A 17,748-nucleotide genomic window follows, 5' to 3' on the forward strand; every position below is an offset into this window, starting at 1 on the left:
TGTACAATTTAAATTAGATAACATGCCGGCGAAAATCAAAGGCTTTATTAAAAACAGTTTAAATTTTAAGGGTGCCAAGTAAAAAATAAATGTTTTTTGTTGAAACAAGTGTAAATTTTAAGGGTATCTTGAAATTTATAATTGTTTTTTCGGCAATATACTATAAAATTTTTACCTTTAGATATGGAGTTTTAGTAAAATTTAAATAGAATTAATTTGAAACATCTATCCCGAAGAGCTTTTTTGAGTAAGAGCGCGTTACTCGCCGGAAGTGCTTACCCGGCCATGATGGCATTAGGTTTATTGCCCGGTGCTCCGGCCCACGCTTTTAATTTATCCGGTGATGGTAAAGGCAAACACGTCCTGATTTTGGGCGGTGGTTTAGCTGGCATGACGGCCGCTTACGAGTTAAATAAATTAGGTTACCGCACTACCATTCTGGAGGCCCGTACCCGGGCCGGTGGTCGGGTGTTCAGTGTCCGGAAAGGATCTACGAACCAGGAAGGGGATGGTCCGGTGCAAACCGCTAATTTCGATAACGGTCTGTATTATAATGCCGGTCCTTCGCGGATTCCGCACCACCACCAGCTTACCATGCATTATTGCAAAGAGTTAGGCGTGCCACTGGAAGTATATAATAACGTAAACGAAGGAACGTATTATTTCAGCGAAGGAAAGGGACCTTTATCGAACAAAAAAGTACGTGCCCGCGAAATTCACAACGACATGCGCGGCTACATGACCGAGCTGCTCGCTAAAGCCCTGGACCAGGATAAGCTGGATTTAGCTTTAAATAAAGAAGACGCCGCCAAAGTACTGGAATACCTCCGCGCCGAAGGTGGCCTCGATATTGATAAACTATACAAAGCTTCGGCCCGCCGAGGCTACCTGGAAGCGCCGGGTGCCGGCGAAAAATCGGGAAAAGTAGGTGATCCGCACAAGCTGGCCGATATTATTCAGTCGGGTTTACTGGACCCGGACTTTTATAACGTAGCCGAATACACCTACGAACTGCAAATGACTATGTTCCAGGCCGTAGGTGGCATGGATAATATCGCCAAAGCCCTGGAGAAAAAAGTAGCAGGTTCACTGAAATTGGGAGCCGAGGTAAAAACCGTGCAAAATATACCTGCCGGCGTAAAGGTTATTTATAAAGATAAACAAGGCGAACACGAGTTAACCGGCGATATCTGTATTTGTACTTTGCCGTTACCAGTGCTCAGCAACATCGACCATAACTTTGCTTCGGATGTGAGCCGCGCCATTGATTTTGTGCCTTATATCCAAACCGGTAAAATAGGCTTGCAGTTTAAACGCCGCTTCTGGGAAGAAGACGAGCAGATTTACGGCGGCATTACCCACACCAACAACGAGCTTACCCAGATTTTTTATCCGTCTTACGACTACTTAAGCAAGAAAGGCATTCTGTTGGGGTATTATAACTTTAACGAGAAAGCTAAAATGGTCGGCGATATGTCCATGGCCGATCGGGAAAAGCTGGCCCTGGAAAAAGGCAGCCTTATTCATCCGCAGTATAAGCAAGAATTTGAAACCTCGTTTTCGGTAAGCTGGCACAAAACCAAATACAACATGGGCGGCTGGGCCGTGTACAACAGCGACGCCCGCAAAACCTTATATCCGGCGTTGCTCAAACCCGACCAAAACGTGTACTTCGCCGGCGAACACACCACCTACTTAACCGCCTGGATGGCCGGTGCTTTTGAATCGGCCCGCAGCGTGGTAGCTTCTATTCACTCCCGGTTAGCGGAGCAACGGGTACAATATCCGGTTACTTCCAAAGGCTAAAATCATCTCTCACGCAAAAATAAACTTTCACCTTTAATTTACACTTATACGCACTTTTACTCTCATGGAAAAATCAATGAACAGACGTAACTGGTTGAAGTCCAGTGCTCTTTTAGCCGGAGGTTTCACCTTCTTTTCCGGCTCGTTAAACCAGCTGGTAGCTAAGCCGGCGGCCCGTACCCTCGAGAAGAAAATTACAGAAGAAAGTATTATTCTGGGTGCTCCGGCCGAACTCAAAGCCCGCCTGAGCTCCAACGAAAATCCTTTTGGTCCTTCCGAGAAGGCGAAAAAAGCCGCCATGGATGCCCTGAATACCAGTTACCAATACCCCATGAAATACACCCGGGAGCTGGCTCAGAAAATTGCGGATTACGAAGGTGTAAAATTAGAAAACATTTTAATGGATGCCGGTTCCGGACCTTTGTTGTTAGCGGCCGCCATGTACTACAGTAAAAAAAGCGGTTCTAATATTGTTTCCGGCGATCCCACCTACGCCAGCTTACCCCGCGACGCCGAAGATTTTAATACTACCTGGAACAAAGTACCTTTAACTGCCGACTATAAGTTAGACCTGGATGCCATGGAGAAGCGGGTAGATGCCAGCACTTCGCTCATGTACATCTGTAACCCCAACAACCCGACCGGTACCGTGGTAGACTCGGCAAAGCTCCGGGCTTTTTGCGGTCGCGTTTCGCAAAAAGTACCCGTATTTATCGACGAGGCCTACATTGATTACTTGCCCGATCCGCAAGCTGCCTCAATGATGGATTGCGTGAAAAAAGGCCAGAACGTTATTATCGCCCGTACTTTCTCCAAACTTTACGGTTTTGCCGGTCTGCGGGTAGGTTACATCATTGCCCAACCTGATGTTATTAAGGAATTAAGTAAATATGGCGCCGGCGGTATGAGCATTTCGGCCCCATCGGTGCAGGCGGCTTTAGTGGCTTACCAAGATAAAGCTTTCTTGCAGGATGCTTTAAAGAAAACGTTGGCTTCTAAGAACTTTTTGTACGATGTGCTGAAGAAAGAAGGCTACGAATACATTCCGTCGTCGAGCAACTTTGTGATGTTCCCGCTGAAAATGGAAGGCGATAAATTTGTTGCCGAACTCATGAAACGTGGCGTGAGCGTGCGTAACTGGAAATTTAGTAACCAGGAATGGTGCCGCATCAGCATTGGCCGCATGGACGAAATGCAAGCTTTCGCCGATGCCTTCCGCCAGATATCGTAGGAACACCTCAACCCCCGGCCCCTTCTCCTCCAGGAGAAGGGGAGTTTGAACCTGTTTTTTTAAATTTTACTAGGATTCAGGTTCTGAATTTACAATAAACCCCGCTGGTGCGAGCTTGTAGCTCGTACCTTATTTCTAGGAAAAATCCTGAAGTGATTATAGGTACGAGCTACAAGCTCGCACCAGCGGTTGGTTATTAGTATGCTAGCTCAACAATTTGAACTACTGAATCTAACCCGGCCCGAAAACCGGGCAAAATACCTGAAACAAAAACAAAACAATATCAAAGCTGCCTATTGCCGAAAGTGCTTGCTAAGTATTTAGATCAGCTTTTGGCACAAAGGCAAGCTTAAATTTTAAAAAATCTTTCATTTTAACATTTACAATTATGCGTAAAATATTCTTATCGTTTGTACTAATTGGTAATATGTACGTGGCGCACGCGCAGAGCAATGGCACCTCGCGGCCTTTAACCATGGCCGAATACCAGAAAGCCAAAACTTTTGCCGTAAAAGATCTGGATAACGATACCTACGTTAAAATTGAAAATACTTACATTCTGGACCGGTACGAAGGTCGTAAACCCTACTTTATTACCGGCGACGATGGCTTGAAAAAACGCATGGATTTGTACCGTTTGGTAAGCAAAGAAGGTATGCAGGAACTCGGTACCATGATTTTCTACACCAACGAAAAAGGCAAATTATATAAAGCACTACTACCTAACTTTACCACTGACGGTAAGGTGTGGGAAAACTACTTTGAAGACATTCACGCGATTGATAAAGAAGAAAAAAACTTTGTGTTGAAGTTATCTTACGTGCTGTCGAAAGAGTTGGCGTTTCAGCAATACAAAGCTTTAAACCAGGGCAAAGATTTAAAAGCCGAATCGGCTACCTACGGCAATGACATTTGCTTTCCCGGCGACCAACTGGTGGCCATGGCCGATGGCAAGCAAAAATTACTGAAAGAAGTAAAAGCCGGCGACCAAGTATTAACCATTGATCCGGCTACGAAAAAATCAACCACGGTACTGGTAAAAGAACTGGTTTCGCACGAAGCGAAAAACTACGCTATCACCCGTTTACTGGTAGCGAGCGCTTCGGAAAAAACGAGTAAACTGGGTAAAGAAGTTAACTTAAGCAGCAAAGTGCTGGAAGCAACCCCGAACCACCCGATGCAAACCCGCGACGGCAAACGCAAAATGGGCGAAATAAACCTGGGCGAAGAAGTATTGTGCTACAACAGCAAAACCGGTAAATACGAACCATTCACGGTATTAAACAAGGCCGAATACGCGGGTGGCGTGCAAAAAGTGTATAACATTGAAGCCGCCGCCGGCACTACCTTTATGATGAACGACGTAATGGTGCTGCAAAAGTAGTTACCACTACCTGGGATTTTAGATTTAGCAACAGCCAGTTCCGGTAAAATGGAGCTGGCTATTTCTGTTGTTTTTCTTTTTAGTACGAGGTAAAATTTAAAAATCAGAAGAAGTTTTTTCGATCCTCTTCAACTAAACTACTCTCTGCTGGCTTGTTCTAAACTTATATATGGGAGTCAAGAATCAAATTAAATGATACCTACTAAATAAGCCGGGTAAAGGCTTCCCTCCTACGATTAGGAGGGGTAGGGTTGTTTGTTATCTTGGCAAAAGCAGCCAAGGCAGACACTAACAATTGCCATTATCAAATTTGGGTTTTTTCTACACTATCGCAAAGAGCCGTGCCGCCGTTTGTGTCTTCACAAACGGCTAGAACAGCCTATTTGCAAAAAGCTAACTAATAACAGGACTCTGGCAATTTCTGCCTAGCTCTTCCGGAGCTGGCCGTACAAATAATCCAGTAACAGCCAGCAAAAACAGATGACGCCAGCCAGAGTTAATTGAGGAATGTAGCCAAACTGGTTCAAATCCAATACTTCTTTTATGCTAGAATCGAACGCTTGCCCGAAACCAAAGTCCAGCGTTGGTCCCAAAACCAGTACACTTAAAGCCAGCACCAGTAAAACCATACTGCTCAAAGTAATTCCGATCCAACGCCAAACCTTAGCTGGTAGCAATGGCTCATATATTTTGTCCCTTTGTGCTTGGGTTTGCACGTCTATTTGCGCCATAACCTGGCCGGTAAAATCTGCTTTCAACTCTGGCAACGGAGTAGCTTGGGTGATTAGCTGTTGCGTAAGTAAATCGCGGTTTACTTCTATTACTTTTTTCATCCGATTATTTCCTTCCATTCTTGCTTTAACAGGCCTTGCAGGTAACTGTACATTTTCTGCCGCGCCCGGAACAGTTTTACTTTAATATTGGCCTTCGTTAAGTTGGTAATTTCTTTAATTTCTTCCACCGATTTTTCGTGTAAGTAAAACAAGGTCAGCAGCAGGTTTTCGTCGGGTGGTAATTGGGCTAGTGCCAGCTCCAGGTACTTGGTTTGTTCCGCGGCCTGCAGGTTTAGCAACTGGTAACCGGTTTGTTCCAGGCTGGTTTCGGTGAGTTCGGCATCTTCCAGGGATATGGCAAAAAATACTTTACGGCGGGTTTTAGAGATAGCGGTATTATACACAATGCGGTACAACCACGTCGAAAATTTAGCCTCGGCTTTAAAGCCCGGTAAAGCCCGGTAGGCTTTCACAAATGCATCTTGCGCAATTTCTTCAGCGTCCTGCGCATTGCCGGTGATTTTGTAGGCAATAGTGGCCGCCAAATGTTTGTACTTATCTACCAAAACGGCATACGCCGCCGTATTCCCGCGAAGCACTTGCTGTATGTAGTAAATATCAGGCTGCTTTTCCATGTGTGCGGGTTAGACGCTGCTACTTTAGAAGCGGTTACAGGTAAGTGGTAGGTCTTAGGTTTTAAGTAATAAGTAATAAGTAAAGGGTCAAATCTAATTTTTAGAAATTTGTATTTTTTGTTTAGATGCTTATAATTAAAATGAACTCCTTGGGTGTGAATGCAATTCCCGGACAATTTAAATGAACATAAAACTTATAACTTTTAACTTAAAACCTACCACATACTTGTAACCGCCAGTTATTGCAAGGCGTCCAAGGAGCATAAAACTTAAAATTTTAAAATTATGCAAAACTTGTTCGGCCCCGTGCTCATCGTCATCGTCGCCATTTTGTTTTTCGGCACTATCTTCGGTATTTGCTATTTGTATTTTACTTCCCGTACCCGTGAGCGGTTGGCTTTGGTAGAACGAGGCTTGGATCCCAACTTTTTCCGGCCGCGCCGCACTGCTCTCAAGTACGGGATGCTTATTTTCTCGGTAGTGCTGGGTATGACCATTGGCGATATGATTCCGTTTCGTTACGCCATTGGGGTGCCACTAGGCGTGATGCTCGGGGGATTAAGCTTGATTTTGTATTACTTTATTATTGATAAAAGGCTAGGTAACCGCGATGAAGCCTGAAAATTAAAAAGACGCATTTGTGTGCGTCTTTAGAGTAGATTATTTACAATAGGAGCTTACGAAAGAACCAAAGTCGAAGTCGTTTGTGAAGACACAAACGACGGCACCAGAATACAACAATCGACGGTACCCAACTTGAAACTACGGCGCTGAACTTTAAACTGGCTGTTGGCAGTGTCCTCACTGCCAACATTTGCAAAAGCGCTAACTAAACTAAATCTAGCATCTAAATTCTACCTGCCTACAATCTGATCCATTACCCAGGCGGTGCGAGCGGCGGTAACTCCTGTACTGGGGCATTCGCCTTGTCCGGTTAATTGCTCCACAATGGTTTGAATGAACGGCTGCTGAATATGCGTAGGGGGCGGTAAATCAAACTTTTTAATTCCTTCTGTGGTTTCCAGTTGCACCGGTACTTTATCAAAAGCAGCAAACGTAATTTTGCCTTTACTACCAATTATTTCCATGCGGTCGGTGCGTTGGTTATCGGCTACGGTGAAGCACCAGGTGCAACTGCCTAATACGCCCGATGCAAAACGAAACTGCGCCGTTACAATATCTTCCGCCGGATATTGATCAGCTTGATTAGCCGTTTGCCCTGAAGCCGATGCAATCGGGCCTAAAATATAATCCAGAATATCTAATTGATGCGGAGCCAAATCAAAGAATAATCCTCCACCGGCAATTTCGGGTTGCACGCGCCAGGGTAAATTATCTTTTTCTAAATTATTCTGTAAAGGATGATATAGTTGAATGTTCACGAATCGCACCTCACCAATGGCTCCAGTATCTACTAATTCTTTTACTTTTAAAAAAGAAGGCAAACGTCGCCGGTAAAACGCCACAAATAAAGGTAATTGCACTTTTTCGCAAGCCGCAATCATTTCCTGGCATTCGGCATAGGTGCGAGCCATGGGTTTTTCTACGTAAACGGGTTTGCCTGCCGCCGCTACCTGCAACGTATAATCGCGGTGCGAGTCGGGCGGGGTGGCAATGTAAACGGCATCTACTTCGGGGTCGTTAATAAGGGCGGTAGCATCGGCGTACCACTTGGGTACGTGGTGCCGACGGGCATAATCTTCGGCTTTAGCGGCATCGCGGCGCATTACTGCTACCAGTTGCGAATTTGGTATTTTATTAAAAGCAGGTCCACTTTTTACTTCAGTTACGTCGCCGCAGCCAATTATTCCCCAACGAATGGTTTGCATAGTTTCTTAAGTGTTGTGTTATCGCGTAGGTTGATTTTAGTCAACAAAGGTTTCTTTAATTATTCTTTTGCAGGTCGCTGCCTCGGTGGTACTCAGGCGGCCTAAAACTTTTATTATCCGGGTTTTATCAATTGTTCTGATCTGATCTATTACTACCCAGCCAGTTTGGTTATTATGATTTACTTTAATCCGGGTGGGATAACTATGGCTTTTGGTGGTCATGGGAGCAATAACTACTGTCCGGAGATTATGATTCATTTCATTAGGTGATATAACTGCGCAAGGTCTGGTTTTTTGAATTTCGCTGCCGATAGTAGGGTCTAAGTTCACCAGCACTATCTCGTACTGGTTTATTTCCATTCGTCAAAGTTTTCTTCCTCAAATACATCGTTCAGCAGAAGTTGATCGTCTCCGTTTTCATGCATTTTTTGGAAAGCTTTCTCCCAGCCCTTTCGGGGCTGCTCTACTGGTTTCAGAATAATCTGCCCTTCTTCTAGAATTAGTTCTACTTTGTCCTTGATGTTGTATTTGTCCAGGATAGACTTAGTTAAGCGAAGCCCTTTCGAATTTCCTATTTGAATAATTGCTACTTCCATTTATGTTAATAATGTAATTACAAAGTTATTACAGTAACGCGTGCTTTTTATACAAAGTTCTGTAGCAGGTTTACAAATAGATCATAATTCAATTTTTAGAATGTTACTCGTCTTCCCATTCTTCTTCGCGCACATTCTTCAGAAACTGTTCTTCAATTTCTGCTTTATCTATTTCCTGAGGCAGGAAAGTAAGTACGTTTTGCTCAAACTTTTTACGGGCATGTTGCTGAAATACTTGAAACATCGTCCAAAGCATTAATCGGCCTTCCGCATCTTCTTCGGCAATGTGTGCTTCCAAAGCATTCCACTGATTACTTAGTTGTTTGGAATAGAAGTAGTCACTATTATCCGTTACTTTTTTTAAATTTTTAAATTTTCGTTCGGGCTGGATAATGTATCCATCCGAAAAATCGATGGTATCGCCCCACAAGGGTAGTATCCGGTCGTAGATTTCTTCAAAAAGCATAGGCTTTCGGGTAAAATTTAAAAAACACAATTATCTTGATAGACTAGCCTTTTTACAGGCCACAGGAGGTAAAAGTAAACAAATAATATTAATGCACCGCAGCGGCCACTTGTTTGCGGTCGGCTTGCTTTTCACGGAAGAACAGAGCAAATAACACAAATACCACAGCGGCAATGGCAGCCGGTACCAGCCAGATTTCCTGCCAGTAATGTTCGGTGGGGGAGATGGTGTAGTTCTTGGCCACGTAACCCGATAGTTTAGTGCCGATCCACATGCCAATACCGTAAGTAGCCATGGTAATCATGCCTTGGGCCGAACTTTTAATTTTTTCGCCGGCTTTGTGGTCGGTGTAAATCTGGCCGGTTACAAAAAAGAAATCGAAGCATACGCCGTGTAAAATAATCCCGCCGAATAACATCCACATCTGGTTTGTGCTGCCAAAACCGAACAACAAAAACCGGAGTACCCAGGAAAGCATGCCGATTAAAATCATGTATTTTACTCCGAACCGCCGGAAGAAAAAGGGAATGGCCAGAATAAAAAGCGCTTCGGAGATTTGCCCGAAAGTCATGTTACGGGTGGCGTGCTCCATGCCCGATTCTACCAGAAATTGGTTGGTTTGGCTGTAGTAAAACGAAAGCGGAATGCAGATTAAAATGGAAGCCAGAAAGAAAACCAGGAAAGGCCGGTTTTTTAATAAAACAAATGCTTCGGTGCCCACAATATCGGAAGTACGTACCGTAGCCGCTTTGGCTTTGGGAGGAGTGTTCGGTAAAAGAATACTCAGAATCGCCAGCGCCACCGAAGCTACCGCCGCCATCTTAAAAGTAAAAGCAAGATCGGCGGGGGCCACGTGAAATACCTGGTCGATGAGCCAGCCGGTGGCAATCCAGCCAATGGTGCCCCACACCCGCACTGCGGCAAATTGCTTACCAGGTTCAGCCATTTGGTTAAACGAAATAGCATTTACGAGCGCCAGGGTGGGCGCGTATAAAAGCGAATACAATAAAATAAACCAGTAAAAAACTGCCGGGTCCTGGATGGTGGTGAGGTAATACAAAACGGCGGCACCCAGTAAATGCAATACCCCGAGCAGCCGTTGCGCGGCAAAAAATCGGTCGGCAATCATGCCCACGAAAAATGGCGAAATAATGGTAGCAATCGACATGGCACTGTAGGCATCGCCAATAGCAACGCCGTCGGCCTGCAACGCATTGGCCAGGTAGGTGCCCATGGTTACGTACCAGGCGCCCCAAATAAAAAATTGCAGAAACATCATGGCAGAAAGCTGCCCGCGCACCCATCCGTTCATAGGCTTAACAAAATTATCTGAAAAACAACTTACTAGTATTCCGGGAGCAAAGCAAGAGGTGGTGGTAAGTAAAATATATTACCACGTTATTATTCCGGATATGAAAAGTAAAATTGTATTTTCGTTTTTGCTCCCGCTCCGTTAAGCTAGCGCTGAACCAAGTTATTGGGTTTGAATTTTACGTGCAGGGCAGGCAAATTTTTAAAAATTTGTTAAGCGCCCTTTGCCTGTAAAAGGTATTAAGAGCTTTACAAGCGGGGGCTGTAGTTTTGGTAAAAATTTACCCATTATAATTTAAAACTTACAACTTAGTTGTGGGTAATAACTCCGATATTTCGGATTCATTACTCGCGAACCAACCGGACCTATGCATTACATCATCGGCGTTGATATTGGCACTACCAGCACAAAAACCGTAGCTTTTAATCTGCAAGGCCAGGTGCTGGCCGACCATTCCGTAGAATACCCCTTACTAACGCCGCAACCCGCTTACAGCGAACAAAACCCCGACGAGGTATTGCAAGCGGTCCGCGATACCATTAAAACGGTAGTATCGGCTATGCGCCAGACGGGCTTTACGGTAGCCGGCTTAGCGGGTATTAGTTTTAGCAGCGCCATGCACAGCCTCATTGCCCTGGACGAGGCCGGCAATTTGCTTACCAACAGCATTACCTGGGCCGACACCCGCAGCAACGACCATGCCGCCCAGATTAAAAACAGCGCACTCGGGCATAATATTTACCGCCGCACCGGTACACCCATCCATCCCATGTCACCGTTGTGTAAACTGGTTTGGTTGCAGGCCGAGCAGCCCGAACTAGCTAAAAAAGCGCACAAGTTTATTTCGATAAAAGAATACGTTTTCTTCCGGCTTTTCGGCCAGTACCTCGTTGATTACTCCATTGCCTCCGCCACTGGTTTATTCGATATTTTTACTTTGCAGTGGTTTGGCCCAGCATTGCAACTAGCCGGTATTACCGAAGCCAATTTATCGGAGCCCCAACCCGGCACGCACGTGGTACGGGGCCTCTCGCCGGAAGAAGCCAAAAATCTGGGCGTTGACCCGCAGGTGCCGTTTATTTTGGGCGGCAGCGATGGCTGTTTAGCTAATCTGGGTAGCAGCGCCATTCGGCCCGGAAGTGCCGCGCTTACTATTGGAACCAGCGGCGCTATCCGGGTAATTTCCGCCGATCCCGCCACCGACTCCCAGGAACGGATTTTTAGTTATATTCTTACCCCGGAGCACTACGTGTTGGGCGGACCGGTTAGCAATGGCGCCATCTTGCTGCGCTGGTTCCGCGATCAGTTTGGCTTACCCGAAACGCAACTGGCCCAGGATTTATCGTCGGATGCCTACGAATTGCTCTTGCAAAAAGCGGCCAGTATACCGGCCGGATCGGAGGGTTTATTGTTTTTACCTTACCTGCTCGGGGAACGGGCGCCCATCTGGGATGCGAATGCCCGGGGCGTGTACTTCGGCTTAAACGTAACGCATACCCGGGCGCACATGCTGCGCGCTTTGCTCGAAGGCATTTTGTTTGGTTTGTACAGCGTGGCTACCGCTTTAATGCAGGTTACCGGTTCTATCGATGTAATTTACGCCAACGGTGGTTTTGCCAAAGGCGATATTTGGGTGCAAATGCTGGCCGATATATTTAACCAGGAAATTCGCGTAACCGAAAGCGTAGAAAGTTCGGCTTTGGGTGCCGCTATTATGGGCATGCTGACTTTAAAAATAATCCCGGATTTTGAAGGTGTGGAAAAGCTGGTACCCGTAGCTCGTACCTACCAACCCCGGGAGGAAAATCACGCTATTTACCAGAAACTCTACGCCATTTACGAAGGATTATATCCGAAGTTAAAACAAGATTTTGCGGCCATTACGGCCTTGCAGAAATAGGAAAATTTAAAAAATCAAGCAGTCCAGGTTTAAAGCCTAGTAAAAAGACATGGCATTTTTTAATTCTAAAGATTCTTCGCTGGGTACATTAATCCGCACCTTACCGCAAACCGGCACGCTTACCTGGATTGGTGTCCGGCCAGCCCGTTCTGCCCCGCTGCAAGCCTTAGAAACCGTAGAAGCTATTACGGATAAAAATTTAGCCGGCGATCATTACAGTGGTAAACCGGGCAGCAAGCGGCAGGTTACATTGATTCAAGCAGAACATATTGCGGCAGTAGCTTCTATGCTCCATCGCTCCGAAATAGATCCGGGTTTGCTCCGGCGGAATTTAGTGGTGCAAGGCATCAATTTACTGGCGCTCAAAGATCAGCAATTCTGGGTAGGCGACGTGTTGCTGCAAGTCACGGGTTTGTGCCATCCGTGTTCCCGTATGGAGGCTAACCTGGGGCCAGGGGGCTATAATGCTATGCGCGGCCACGGCGGTTTAACCGCGCGCATTTTGCAAGGTGGTTTTTTGCATGTTGGTGATGTGGTTCGGATTGATTTGTAATCAGATGCTTCTATAGTATTAAAATGCTATTTGGATTAGGAAATTAGCTCGGTTAAAACTTCTTCTTTGGAGCCTTTACAAGTCTCCAGACGCAGGTGCTATCGAGTTTGAACAGTAACCCGTTTGCCTCATGGCCGGCGGGCCTCGTTTGGTTCTTCCGGGCTGGTCTAAGCTTGTTTTCCTCCTGACGTCGGAATGCTTCGCACCACAATCTTAGAAGGCCCTCCACAGCCAAACTGGTGTCAGTCGCAAGTAGCTACTGCCTATCTTTTAAAATATGTTAAAATAAAGTAGGAGCAAGTGTTCAGCGCAGGTGAGGAGACAGCAAAGCAGAAAGACGCGGAAGTAACTTCCGCTCCATAAGTATCTTTAATACTTGATCGATGTTCTTTTTCTAATTTCTACCTGTTCCATCAGAAAAGCCGTGGCTAAGCGCCTCTGACACCAGTTTGGCTGTTGAGCACCTGCTAGGATTCCGGTTTTGCGCAGCAAAATTCCGCAGCGGAGCGAGGAAAGGAAGGCTAGCCCGTGCGAGAGAGCCAAACGAGGCCCGCCGGCCACGAGGCAAAACTTGAAGCTAACAAATTAGATAGCACCAGTGAATGGAGGCTTGAAAAGGCTCCAAAGAACTACTTCAAGTATATTCTTATAAACTTTAAAATAGGTAACTAAAAGTTCACATTAAAGCTGTTTAGTATTCTAAAATCAAATCATTAAAGGTATCAACTACAAGCGAGTAGTATTTTGTGGAGCTATCCCGTTTTGGTGGTGGAGACACCCCAAAGGCGAATGTTGCCTCTACTTTTAATAAATGCTAAACAGCTTCATGATAAAAAAACGGCTCCAGTTCAAATGAACCGGAGCCGTTTTTTAAATTTTTTAAAATTCTAATTAAGCCGAAGCACCCGCAGTTTTAATTTTAACCGGCACCTCTACGTTTTCCCATTTCATGGTAATTACGCCGGCATTTTTACCTTTTGGCGTTACTTCAAATTTCAGGTTTTCGGTTAAGGCTTTGCTGGCAACGGGTTTTACTTTTACGCGCAGCGCGTCCTGGGCTTCGTCGTATTTAAAAGCGCCCCATTGCTCGGCGGTTTTATTAAAAATAACGGTCCATTCGGTTTGGTTCGGGATGGTAAACAACGCGTAAGTGCCGGCTTTTAAAGCTTGTCCTTCAATCATCACGTCTTTATCAAAAGTAATGGTAGTAGCTTCATTGGCGCCGGTACGCCATACTTTGCCGTAAGGTTCTTTCTCGCCAATCATTTTGCGGCCTTTTAACGCCGGAGAACTGTAGTTAATGGTAACCTGAGCGGCGCCTATTTTACCGGAGGCCGTAGCGGGTGGACTGGGCCGTTTGGCTTTATCATCCTGACCAAAGGCAAGGGTAGTAACGGCTAAAAATAAACACAGTAATAAATTTGCTCTTAATTGTTTCATTAACATAGTTTTAGTTAGTTAAAGTGAATTATATTAGAATACGCTAAAATGCAATAATTCGCTGACTTTATCAAGATTAACGCCGATACTTTGCGCTTATTGCCGCCGCGGGTAAGGAGTAATGTCTGCTTGAGGTGTAATACCAATATTACTGAAGCAAGGCTTATCTAAACTATTCACCCGGCGGTAGCGTCAGCAAGGTTTACAAATGCGGCGGCCTCTAAGGAAAAAAGAATAAACTACTGATCTATATTGATTTAAGCGCCAACAAGTTTTTTAAATTATAGCGTTTGTTCTAGTTGAATTTCCGGAAACCAATTGAGATATCGGTGTAAGTCCGGGAGTTTTCTGTAATTTTAAATTTTAAATTAAACGCTGCATTCGTTGAAAGGATTTTACACCATCGCGCTCTTATTGCTATCCAACGTATTTATGACGTTTGCCTGGTACGGGCACTTGCAATTTAAAAAAATAAGCTGGCTGCAGCAGGTGGGCTTAGTGGGCGTAATTTTAATTAGCTGGGGATTAGCCCTTTTTGAGTACGTTTTTCAGGTGCCGGCCAACAAAATCGGTTTCGAGGAAAACGGTGGACCTTTTTCGATGTTCGAACTCAAGATAATTCAGGAAGTAGTGTCGCTGGTGGTTTTTACGCTGGTAACAGTTTTTATCTTCCGGACGGACAAGCTGGCCTGGAACCACGCCGTTGGTTTTCTTTTTATGGTGCTGGCAGTTTACTTTATTTTTAAAAAATGGTGAAGCAAGTACCACACTTTCGGCTTTCATCGTTACAACACTAAAATTATTCCGGATATAAAGCATGGAATTTGAATCACAGGTTTCGTATCAAGAGCGAATCCAGGAACATCAGAAAAAAATTAAACAAGTATTTGCCGAAGTTGGTAAAGTAGTGGTGGGCCAGCAATACATGGTAAACCGCTTGTTAATCGGATTATTTACCGGCGGTCATATATTATTAGAAGGCGTGCCTGGTTTGGCTAAAACGCTCACCATTAATACCCTCAGTCGGGTTTTGCACTTAAACTTTCAGCGCATTCAGTTTACCCCCGATTTGTTACCGTCCGATTTAATCGGGACCATGATTTATAACCAGAATTCGTCGGCGTTTGAAGTTAAAAAAGGACCTATTTTCGCGAATTTAATTTTGGCCGATGAGGTAAACCGGTCGCCTGCCAAGGTACAATCGGCGCTGCTCGAAGCTATGCAGGAAAAGCAGGTAACCATTGGCGATTACACCTATAAGTTGGATTTACCTTTTCTGGTGCTGGCTACGCAAAACCCCGTAGAGCACGAAGGTACTTACCCGCTACCCGAAGCCCAGGTAGACCGTTTTATGATGAAGGTGTATGTAAATTATTTAAAAAAATCGGATGAGCTGGAGGTAATGCGCCGCATGGCCAATATGTCGTTTGCCGGGGTGGTAAATACCATCTTAACCAAAGAAGATATCTTTGCCATCCGCAACGAAATAAACCAGGTGCAGATTTCGGAAGTGCTCGAAAAGTACATTATTGAGTTGGTGTTTGCCACGCGGCGGCCGGCCGAGTACGACCTGAACGAGTTTGCCGATTACATCCAGTTCGGGGTGTCGCCGCGGGCCAGTATTGCTTTGAACCTGGCCGCCAAAGCCGTGGCATTTTTCGACGAACGCGATTACGTGTTACCCGAAGACATTAAAGAAGTAGCCTCCGACGTGCTCAATCACCGCATTATTTTAAATTACGAAGCCGAAGCCGACGATATTAAAACCAAAGATTTTATCGAAGCCATTCTGCGCAAAGTGCCCATCAGTTAGTATTTTAGATATTTAAAAAATTAAAAATGCCGGTATAGTTGTGCGCAGCAGCTTACCGGCTTTTTGCATCAATAGCGCCAGTGTATAGTTTTAGTGAGAATATAAGGTTAACTGCCTATCATAGTAATCCTGTCATAATAATTATAAAGCAGTACCGAGGTCCTCTCGTTATAGGCATTTAACTAAATTTAAAGAACTGCCAAATTCTGCCCCAATAGAGCAAACTTGTTAGTAAGGAGTAAGATTTCGGTTATAAAATTGAAAAATTAGGACTCAACTATTTGCTTATCTAATTGTTTCATCGTAATATTACGATGAAACAATTAGATAAGCTATGGGCGTTACTAAAACCCAAAACTTTACGGAGGCGCAGAATCAGTTAGCCAACTTAGCGAAAGCCTTAGGCCATCCTGCCCGCATTGCTATACTGGAAGTGATATTGAAACGCCAATCCTGCATTTGTACCCATATTGTAGACGAACTGCCCTTGGCCCAAGCTACCGTTTCTCAACACTTAAAAGAACTTAAAGCGGTAGGGCTAATAAAAGGCGAAATAGAAGGAACCAGCGTTTGTTACTGCATTAATGAACCTGTATGGGAGCAATCCCGGGATATGTTACTGAATTTGTTTACGGTTCCACTTTCTGGTCCTAAATGCTGCTAAGTAGTAAGAATATGAACGCCATAGAAACTATCCAATTAGCCAAAACCGTCGATCGGCCAGCAATCATCCAATTGTTGAATTCACTCCAATTACCAACAGTAGATTTACCGCTGGTGCTGGATAGTTTTGTGGTTGCTAAGCAGCAGGAAACCTTGCTAGGGAGTTGTGGGCTGGAGCTATATGGAACCTTAGCTCTTTTGCGATCTTTAGCCGTAGCGCTTCATCATCAAGATCAGGGTTTAGGAGCTGCTCTTTTACAAGCTACTCTGGATTTAGCTAAAACAAGAGGAATAAAAGGAGTGTACTTAATTACGAATACTGCTGCCAACTTTTTTGAAAAAAGAGGATTTGCTCCCGTAGAACGTTCCCGCGTGCCCTTAGCTATTCAACAAACAGCTCAATTTGGTTCTGTGTGCCCTTCATCTGCTACTGTCATGTGCCGATCAATTTTTTAAATTTTTGCTTTGATTCATCGTAATAAAACAATAAACCGATAAATATAAAAATCATGCAAACCGCTGAAGAACTAAAACAAATTGTAAAAGAAAAGTACGGCGAAATAGCGCTGCAAAGTAAGACTCAAAACGAAAGCTCCTGCTGCGGCGCTACCAGTTGCGGGGTTACCGACCTTACTATTATGGCCGAAGATTATTCCCATCTTTCCGGCTACCAAGCCACAGCAGATTTAGGCTTAGGCTGCGGTTTACCCACCGAGTACGCACGCCTGAAAGAAGGAGATACCGTACTCGACTTAGGTTCGGGAGCTGGTAACGACTGTTTTGTGGCTCGCTCCATAGTGGGGGAAACCGGCAAAGTAATCGGCGTAGATATGACCGAAGCCATGATACAAAAAGCCAAAGAGAACGCGCAGAAACTAGGTTTTGCAAACGTGGAATTTCGCTTAGGCGAGATTGAAGATTTGCCTTTAGCCGCTAATCGGGTAGATGTAGTGGTGAGTAATTGCGTGCTGAACCTGGTACCCAGCAAAGCCCAGGCTTTTAAAGAAACATTCCGGGTTTTAAAACCAGGTGGCCATTTTAGTATCTCGGATGTGGTGTTAGAAGGCGAACTGCCCGCTGGTTTACAAAAAGCCGCAGAAATGTACGCTGGCTGTGTATCCGGAGCTATGCAGCAGGGCGACTACCTGGGTATTATTAAAAAAGTAGGTTTCGAAAACGTGCAGGTACAGAAAAAAAGGCTGATTAACCTACCGGATGATTTATTAGGGAATTATCTATCTGCTGCTGAATTAGAAGCTTACAAAGCTAGTGGAACCGGCATATACAGCATTACCGTATATGCCGAAAAGCCTGCTACTGCCTGCTGCGAACCAGGTTGTTGTTAGT

General features: G+C 44.8%; 19 protein-coding genes. 11 read left to right on the top strand and 8 right to left on the bottom strand.

Annotated elements, in window-relative coordinates; translation table 11 throughout:
• The first annotated feature begins 243 nt into the window (after nt 1-243).
• From HUW51_RS09215 to HUW51_RS09225, 3 genes are all read left to right on the top strand, one after another.
• Nucleotides 244-1,806: a flavin monoamine oxidase family protein gene (locus HUW51_RS09215; protein ID WP_317175621.1), complete on the top strand. Its 1,563-nt coding sequence runs from the start codon at nt 244-246 to the stop codon at nt 1,804-1,806.
• Nucleotides 1,807-1,882: 76 nt separating this feature from the next.
• On the top strand, nt 1,883-3,037 hold the full coding sequence (locus tag HUW51_RS09220; protein WP_228466980.1) for a pyridoxal phosphate-dependent aminotransferase: 1,155 nt from the start codon (nt 1,883-1,885) through the stop codon (nt 3,035-3,037).
• Nucleotides 3,038-3,425: 388 nt separating this feature from the next.
• Nucleotides 3,426-4,421 carry a Hint domain-containing protein gene (locus tag HUW51_RS09225; protein ID WP_185273682.1) on the top strand — a complete coding sequence of 332 codons (996 nt, stop codon included), beginning with the start codon at nt 3,426-3,428 and terminating at the stop codon, nt 4,419-4,421.
• A 425-nt stretch (nt 4,422-4,846) separates the two neighbouring features.
• On the opposite strand, the gene HUW51_RS09230 is transcribed toward HUW51_RS09225, so the two are convergent.
• Together HUW51_RS09230 and HUW51_RS09235 are read right to left on the bottom strand one after the other, a co-directional pair.
• Nucleotides 4,847-5,272: a hypothetical protein gene (locus HUW51_RS09230; protein ID WP_185273683.1), complete on the bottom strand. Its 426-nt coding sequence runs from the start codon at nt 5,270-5,272 to the stop codon at nt 4,847-4,849.
• The gene (locus HUW51_RS09235) at nt 5,251-5,829 is read right to left on the bottom strand and encodes an RNA polymerase sigma factor (RefSeq protein ID WP_185273684.1); all 579 of its coding nucleotides are present in this window, start codon (nt 5,827-5,829) and stop codon (nt 5,251-5,253) included. The genes HUW51_RS09230 and HUW51_RS09235 overlap by 22 nt, the downstream gene beginning before the upstream one ends.
• 285 nt (nt 5,830-6,114) lie before the next feature.
• On the opposite strand from HUW51_RS09235, the gene HUW51_RS09240 reads away from it, so the two are divergent.
• Nucleotides 6,115-6,450, top strand: a complete 336-nt coding sequence (locus HUW51_RS09240; protein ID WP_185273685.1) for a DUF6249 domain-containing protein — start codon at nt 6,115-6,117, stop codon at nt 6,448-6,450.
• A gap of 233 nt (nt 6,451-6,683) precedes the next feature.
• On the opposite strand, the gene HUW51_RS09245 is transcribed toward HUW51_RS09240, so the two are convergent.
• From HUW51_RS09245 to HUW51_RS09265, 5 genes are all read right to left on the bottom strand, one after another.
• Entirely contained in the window at nt 6,684-7,658 is a 975-nt protein-coding gene (locus tag HUW51_RS09245; RefSeq protein ID WP_185273686.1) for a Gfo/Idh/MocA family protein, read from the bottom strand.
• A gap of 36 nt (nt 7,659-7,694) precedes the next feature.
• Nucleotides 7,695-8,018 (bottom strand): type II toxin-antitoxin system PemK/MazF family toxin, encoded by a 324-nt coding sequence (locus HUW51_RS09250; RefSeq protein WP_185273687.1) that lies wholly within the window; start codon nt 8,016-8,018, stop codon nt 7,695-7,697.
• Nucleotides 8,009-8,254 carry an AbrB/MazE/SpoVT family DNA-binding domain-containing protein gene (locus HUW51_RS09255; RefSeq protein ID WP_185273688.1) on the bottom strand — a complete coding sequence of 82 codons (246 nt, stop codon included), beginning with the start codon at nt 8,252-8,254 and terminating at the stop codon, nt 8,009-8,011. The genes HUW51_RS09250 and HUW51_RS09255 overlap by 10 nt, the downstream gene beginning before the upstream one ends.
• A 103-nt stretch (nt 8,255-8,357) precedes the next feature.
• Nucleotides 8,358-8,720 (bottom strand): hypothetical protein, encoded by a 363-nt coding sequence (locus HUW51_RS09260; protein WP_185273689.1) that lies wholly within the window; start codon nt 8,718-8,720, stop codon nt 8,358-8,360.
• Between the two features lie 88 nt (nt 8,721-8,808).
• The gene (locus tag HUW51_RS09265) at nt 8,809-10,032 is read right to left on the bottom strand and encodes a nucleoside permease (protein WP_185273690.1); all 1,224 of its coding nucleotides are present in this window, start codon (nt 10,030-10,032) and stop codon (nt 8,809-8,811) included.
• A gap of 367 nt (nt 10,033-10,399) precedes the next feature.
• Between HUW51_RS09265 and HUW51_RS09270 the strand changes: the two genes are divergently transcribed.
• Nucleotides 10,400-11,932: a gluconokinase gene (locus tag HUW51_RS09270; protein WP_185273691.1), complete on the top strand. Its 1,533-nt coding sequence runs from the start codon at nt 10,400-10,402 to the stop codon at nt 11,930-11,932.
• Nucleotides 11,933-11,981: 49 nt separating this feature from the next.
• Nucleotides 11,982-12,485, top strand: coding sequence for an MOSC domain-containing protein (locus HUW51_RS09275; protein WP_185273692.1), 504 nt, complete (start codon nt 11,982-11,984; stop codon nt 12,483-12,485).
• Nucleotides 12,486-13,376: 891 nt separating this feature from the next.
• On the opposite strand, the gene HUW51_RS09280 is transcribed toward HUW51_RS09275, so the two are convergent.
• Nucleotides 13,377-13,925: a DUF2911 domain-containing protein gene (locus tag HUW51_RS09280; protein ID WP_185273693.1), complete on the bottom strand. Its 549-nt coding sequence runs from the start codon at nt 13,923-13,925 to the stop codon at nt 13,377-13,379.
• Nucleotides 13,926-14,309: 384 nt separating this feature from the next.
• On the opposite strand from HUW51_RS09280, the gene HUW51_RS09285 reads away from it, so the two are divergent.
• From HUW51_RS09285 to HUW51_RS09305, 5 genes are all read left to right on the top strand, one after another.
• Nucleotides 14,310-14,681 (top strand): DMT family protein, encoded by a 372-nt coding sequence (locus HUW51_RS09285; protein ID WP_185273694.1) that lies wholly within the window; start codon nt 14,310-14,312, stop codon nt 14,679-14,681.
• A gap of 61 nt (nt 14,682-14,742) precedes the next feature.
• On the top strand, nt 14,743-15,738 hold the full coding sequence (locus tag HUW51_RS09290) for an AAA family ATPase (RefSeq protein WP_185273695.1): 996 nt from the start codon (nt 14,743-14,745) through the stop codon (nt 15,736-15,738).
• A gap of 334 nt (nt 15,739-16,072) precedes the next feature.
• Entirely contained in the window at nt 16,073-16,402 is a 330-nt protein-coding gene (locus HUW51_RS09295; protein ID WP_185273696.1) for an ArsR/SmtB family transcription factor, read from the top strand.
• A gap of 11 nt (nt 16,403-16,413) precedes the next feature.
• Entirely contained in the window at nt 16,414-16,857 is a 444-nt protein-coding gene (gene arsN2, locus HUW51_RS09300) for an arsenic resistance N-acetyltransferase ArsN2 (protein ID WP_185273697.1), read from the top strand.
• A gap of 53 nt (nt 16,858-16,910) precedes the next feature.
• Nucleotides 16,911-17,747: an arsenite methyltransferase gene (locus tag HUW51_RS09305; RefSeq protein WP_185273698.1), complete on the top strand. Its 837-nt coding sequence runs from the start codon at nt 16,911-16,913 to the stop codon at nt 17,745-17,747.
• The last annotated feature ends 1 nt before the right edge of the window (nt 17,748 follow it).

Origin of the sequence: Adhaeribacter swui (assembly GCF_014217805.1) — a bacterium.
In the GTDB taxonomy this organism is placed as follows: Bacteria; Bacteroidota; Bacteroidia; order Cytophagales; family Hymenobacteraceae; genus Adhaeribacter; species Adhaeribacter swui.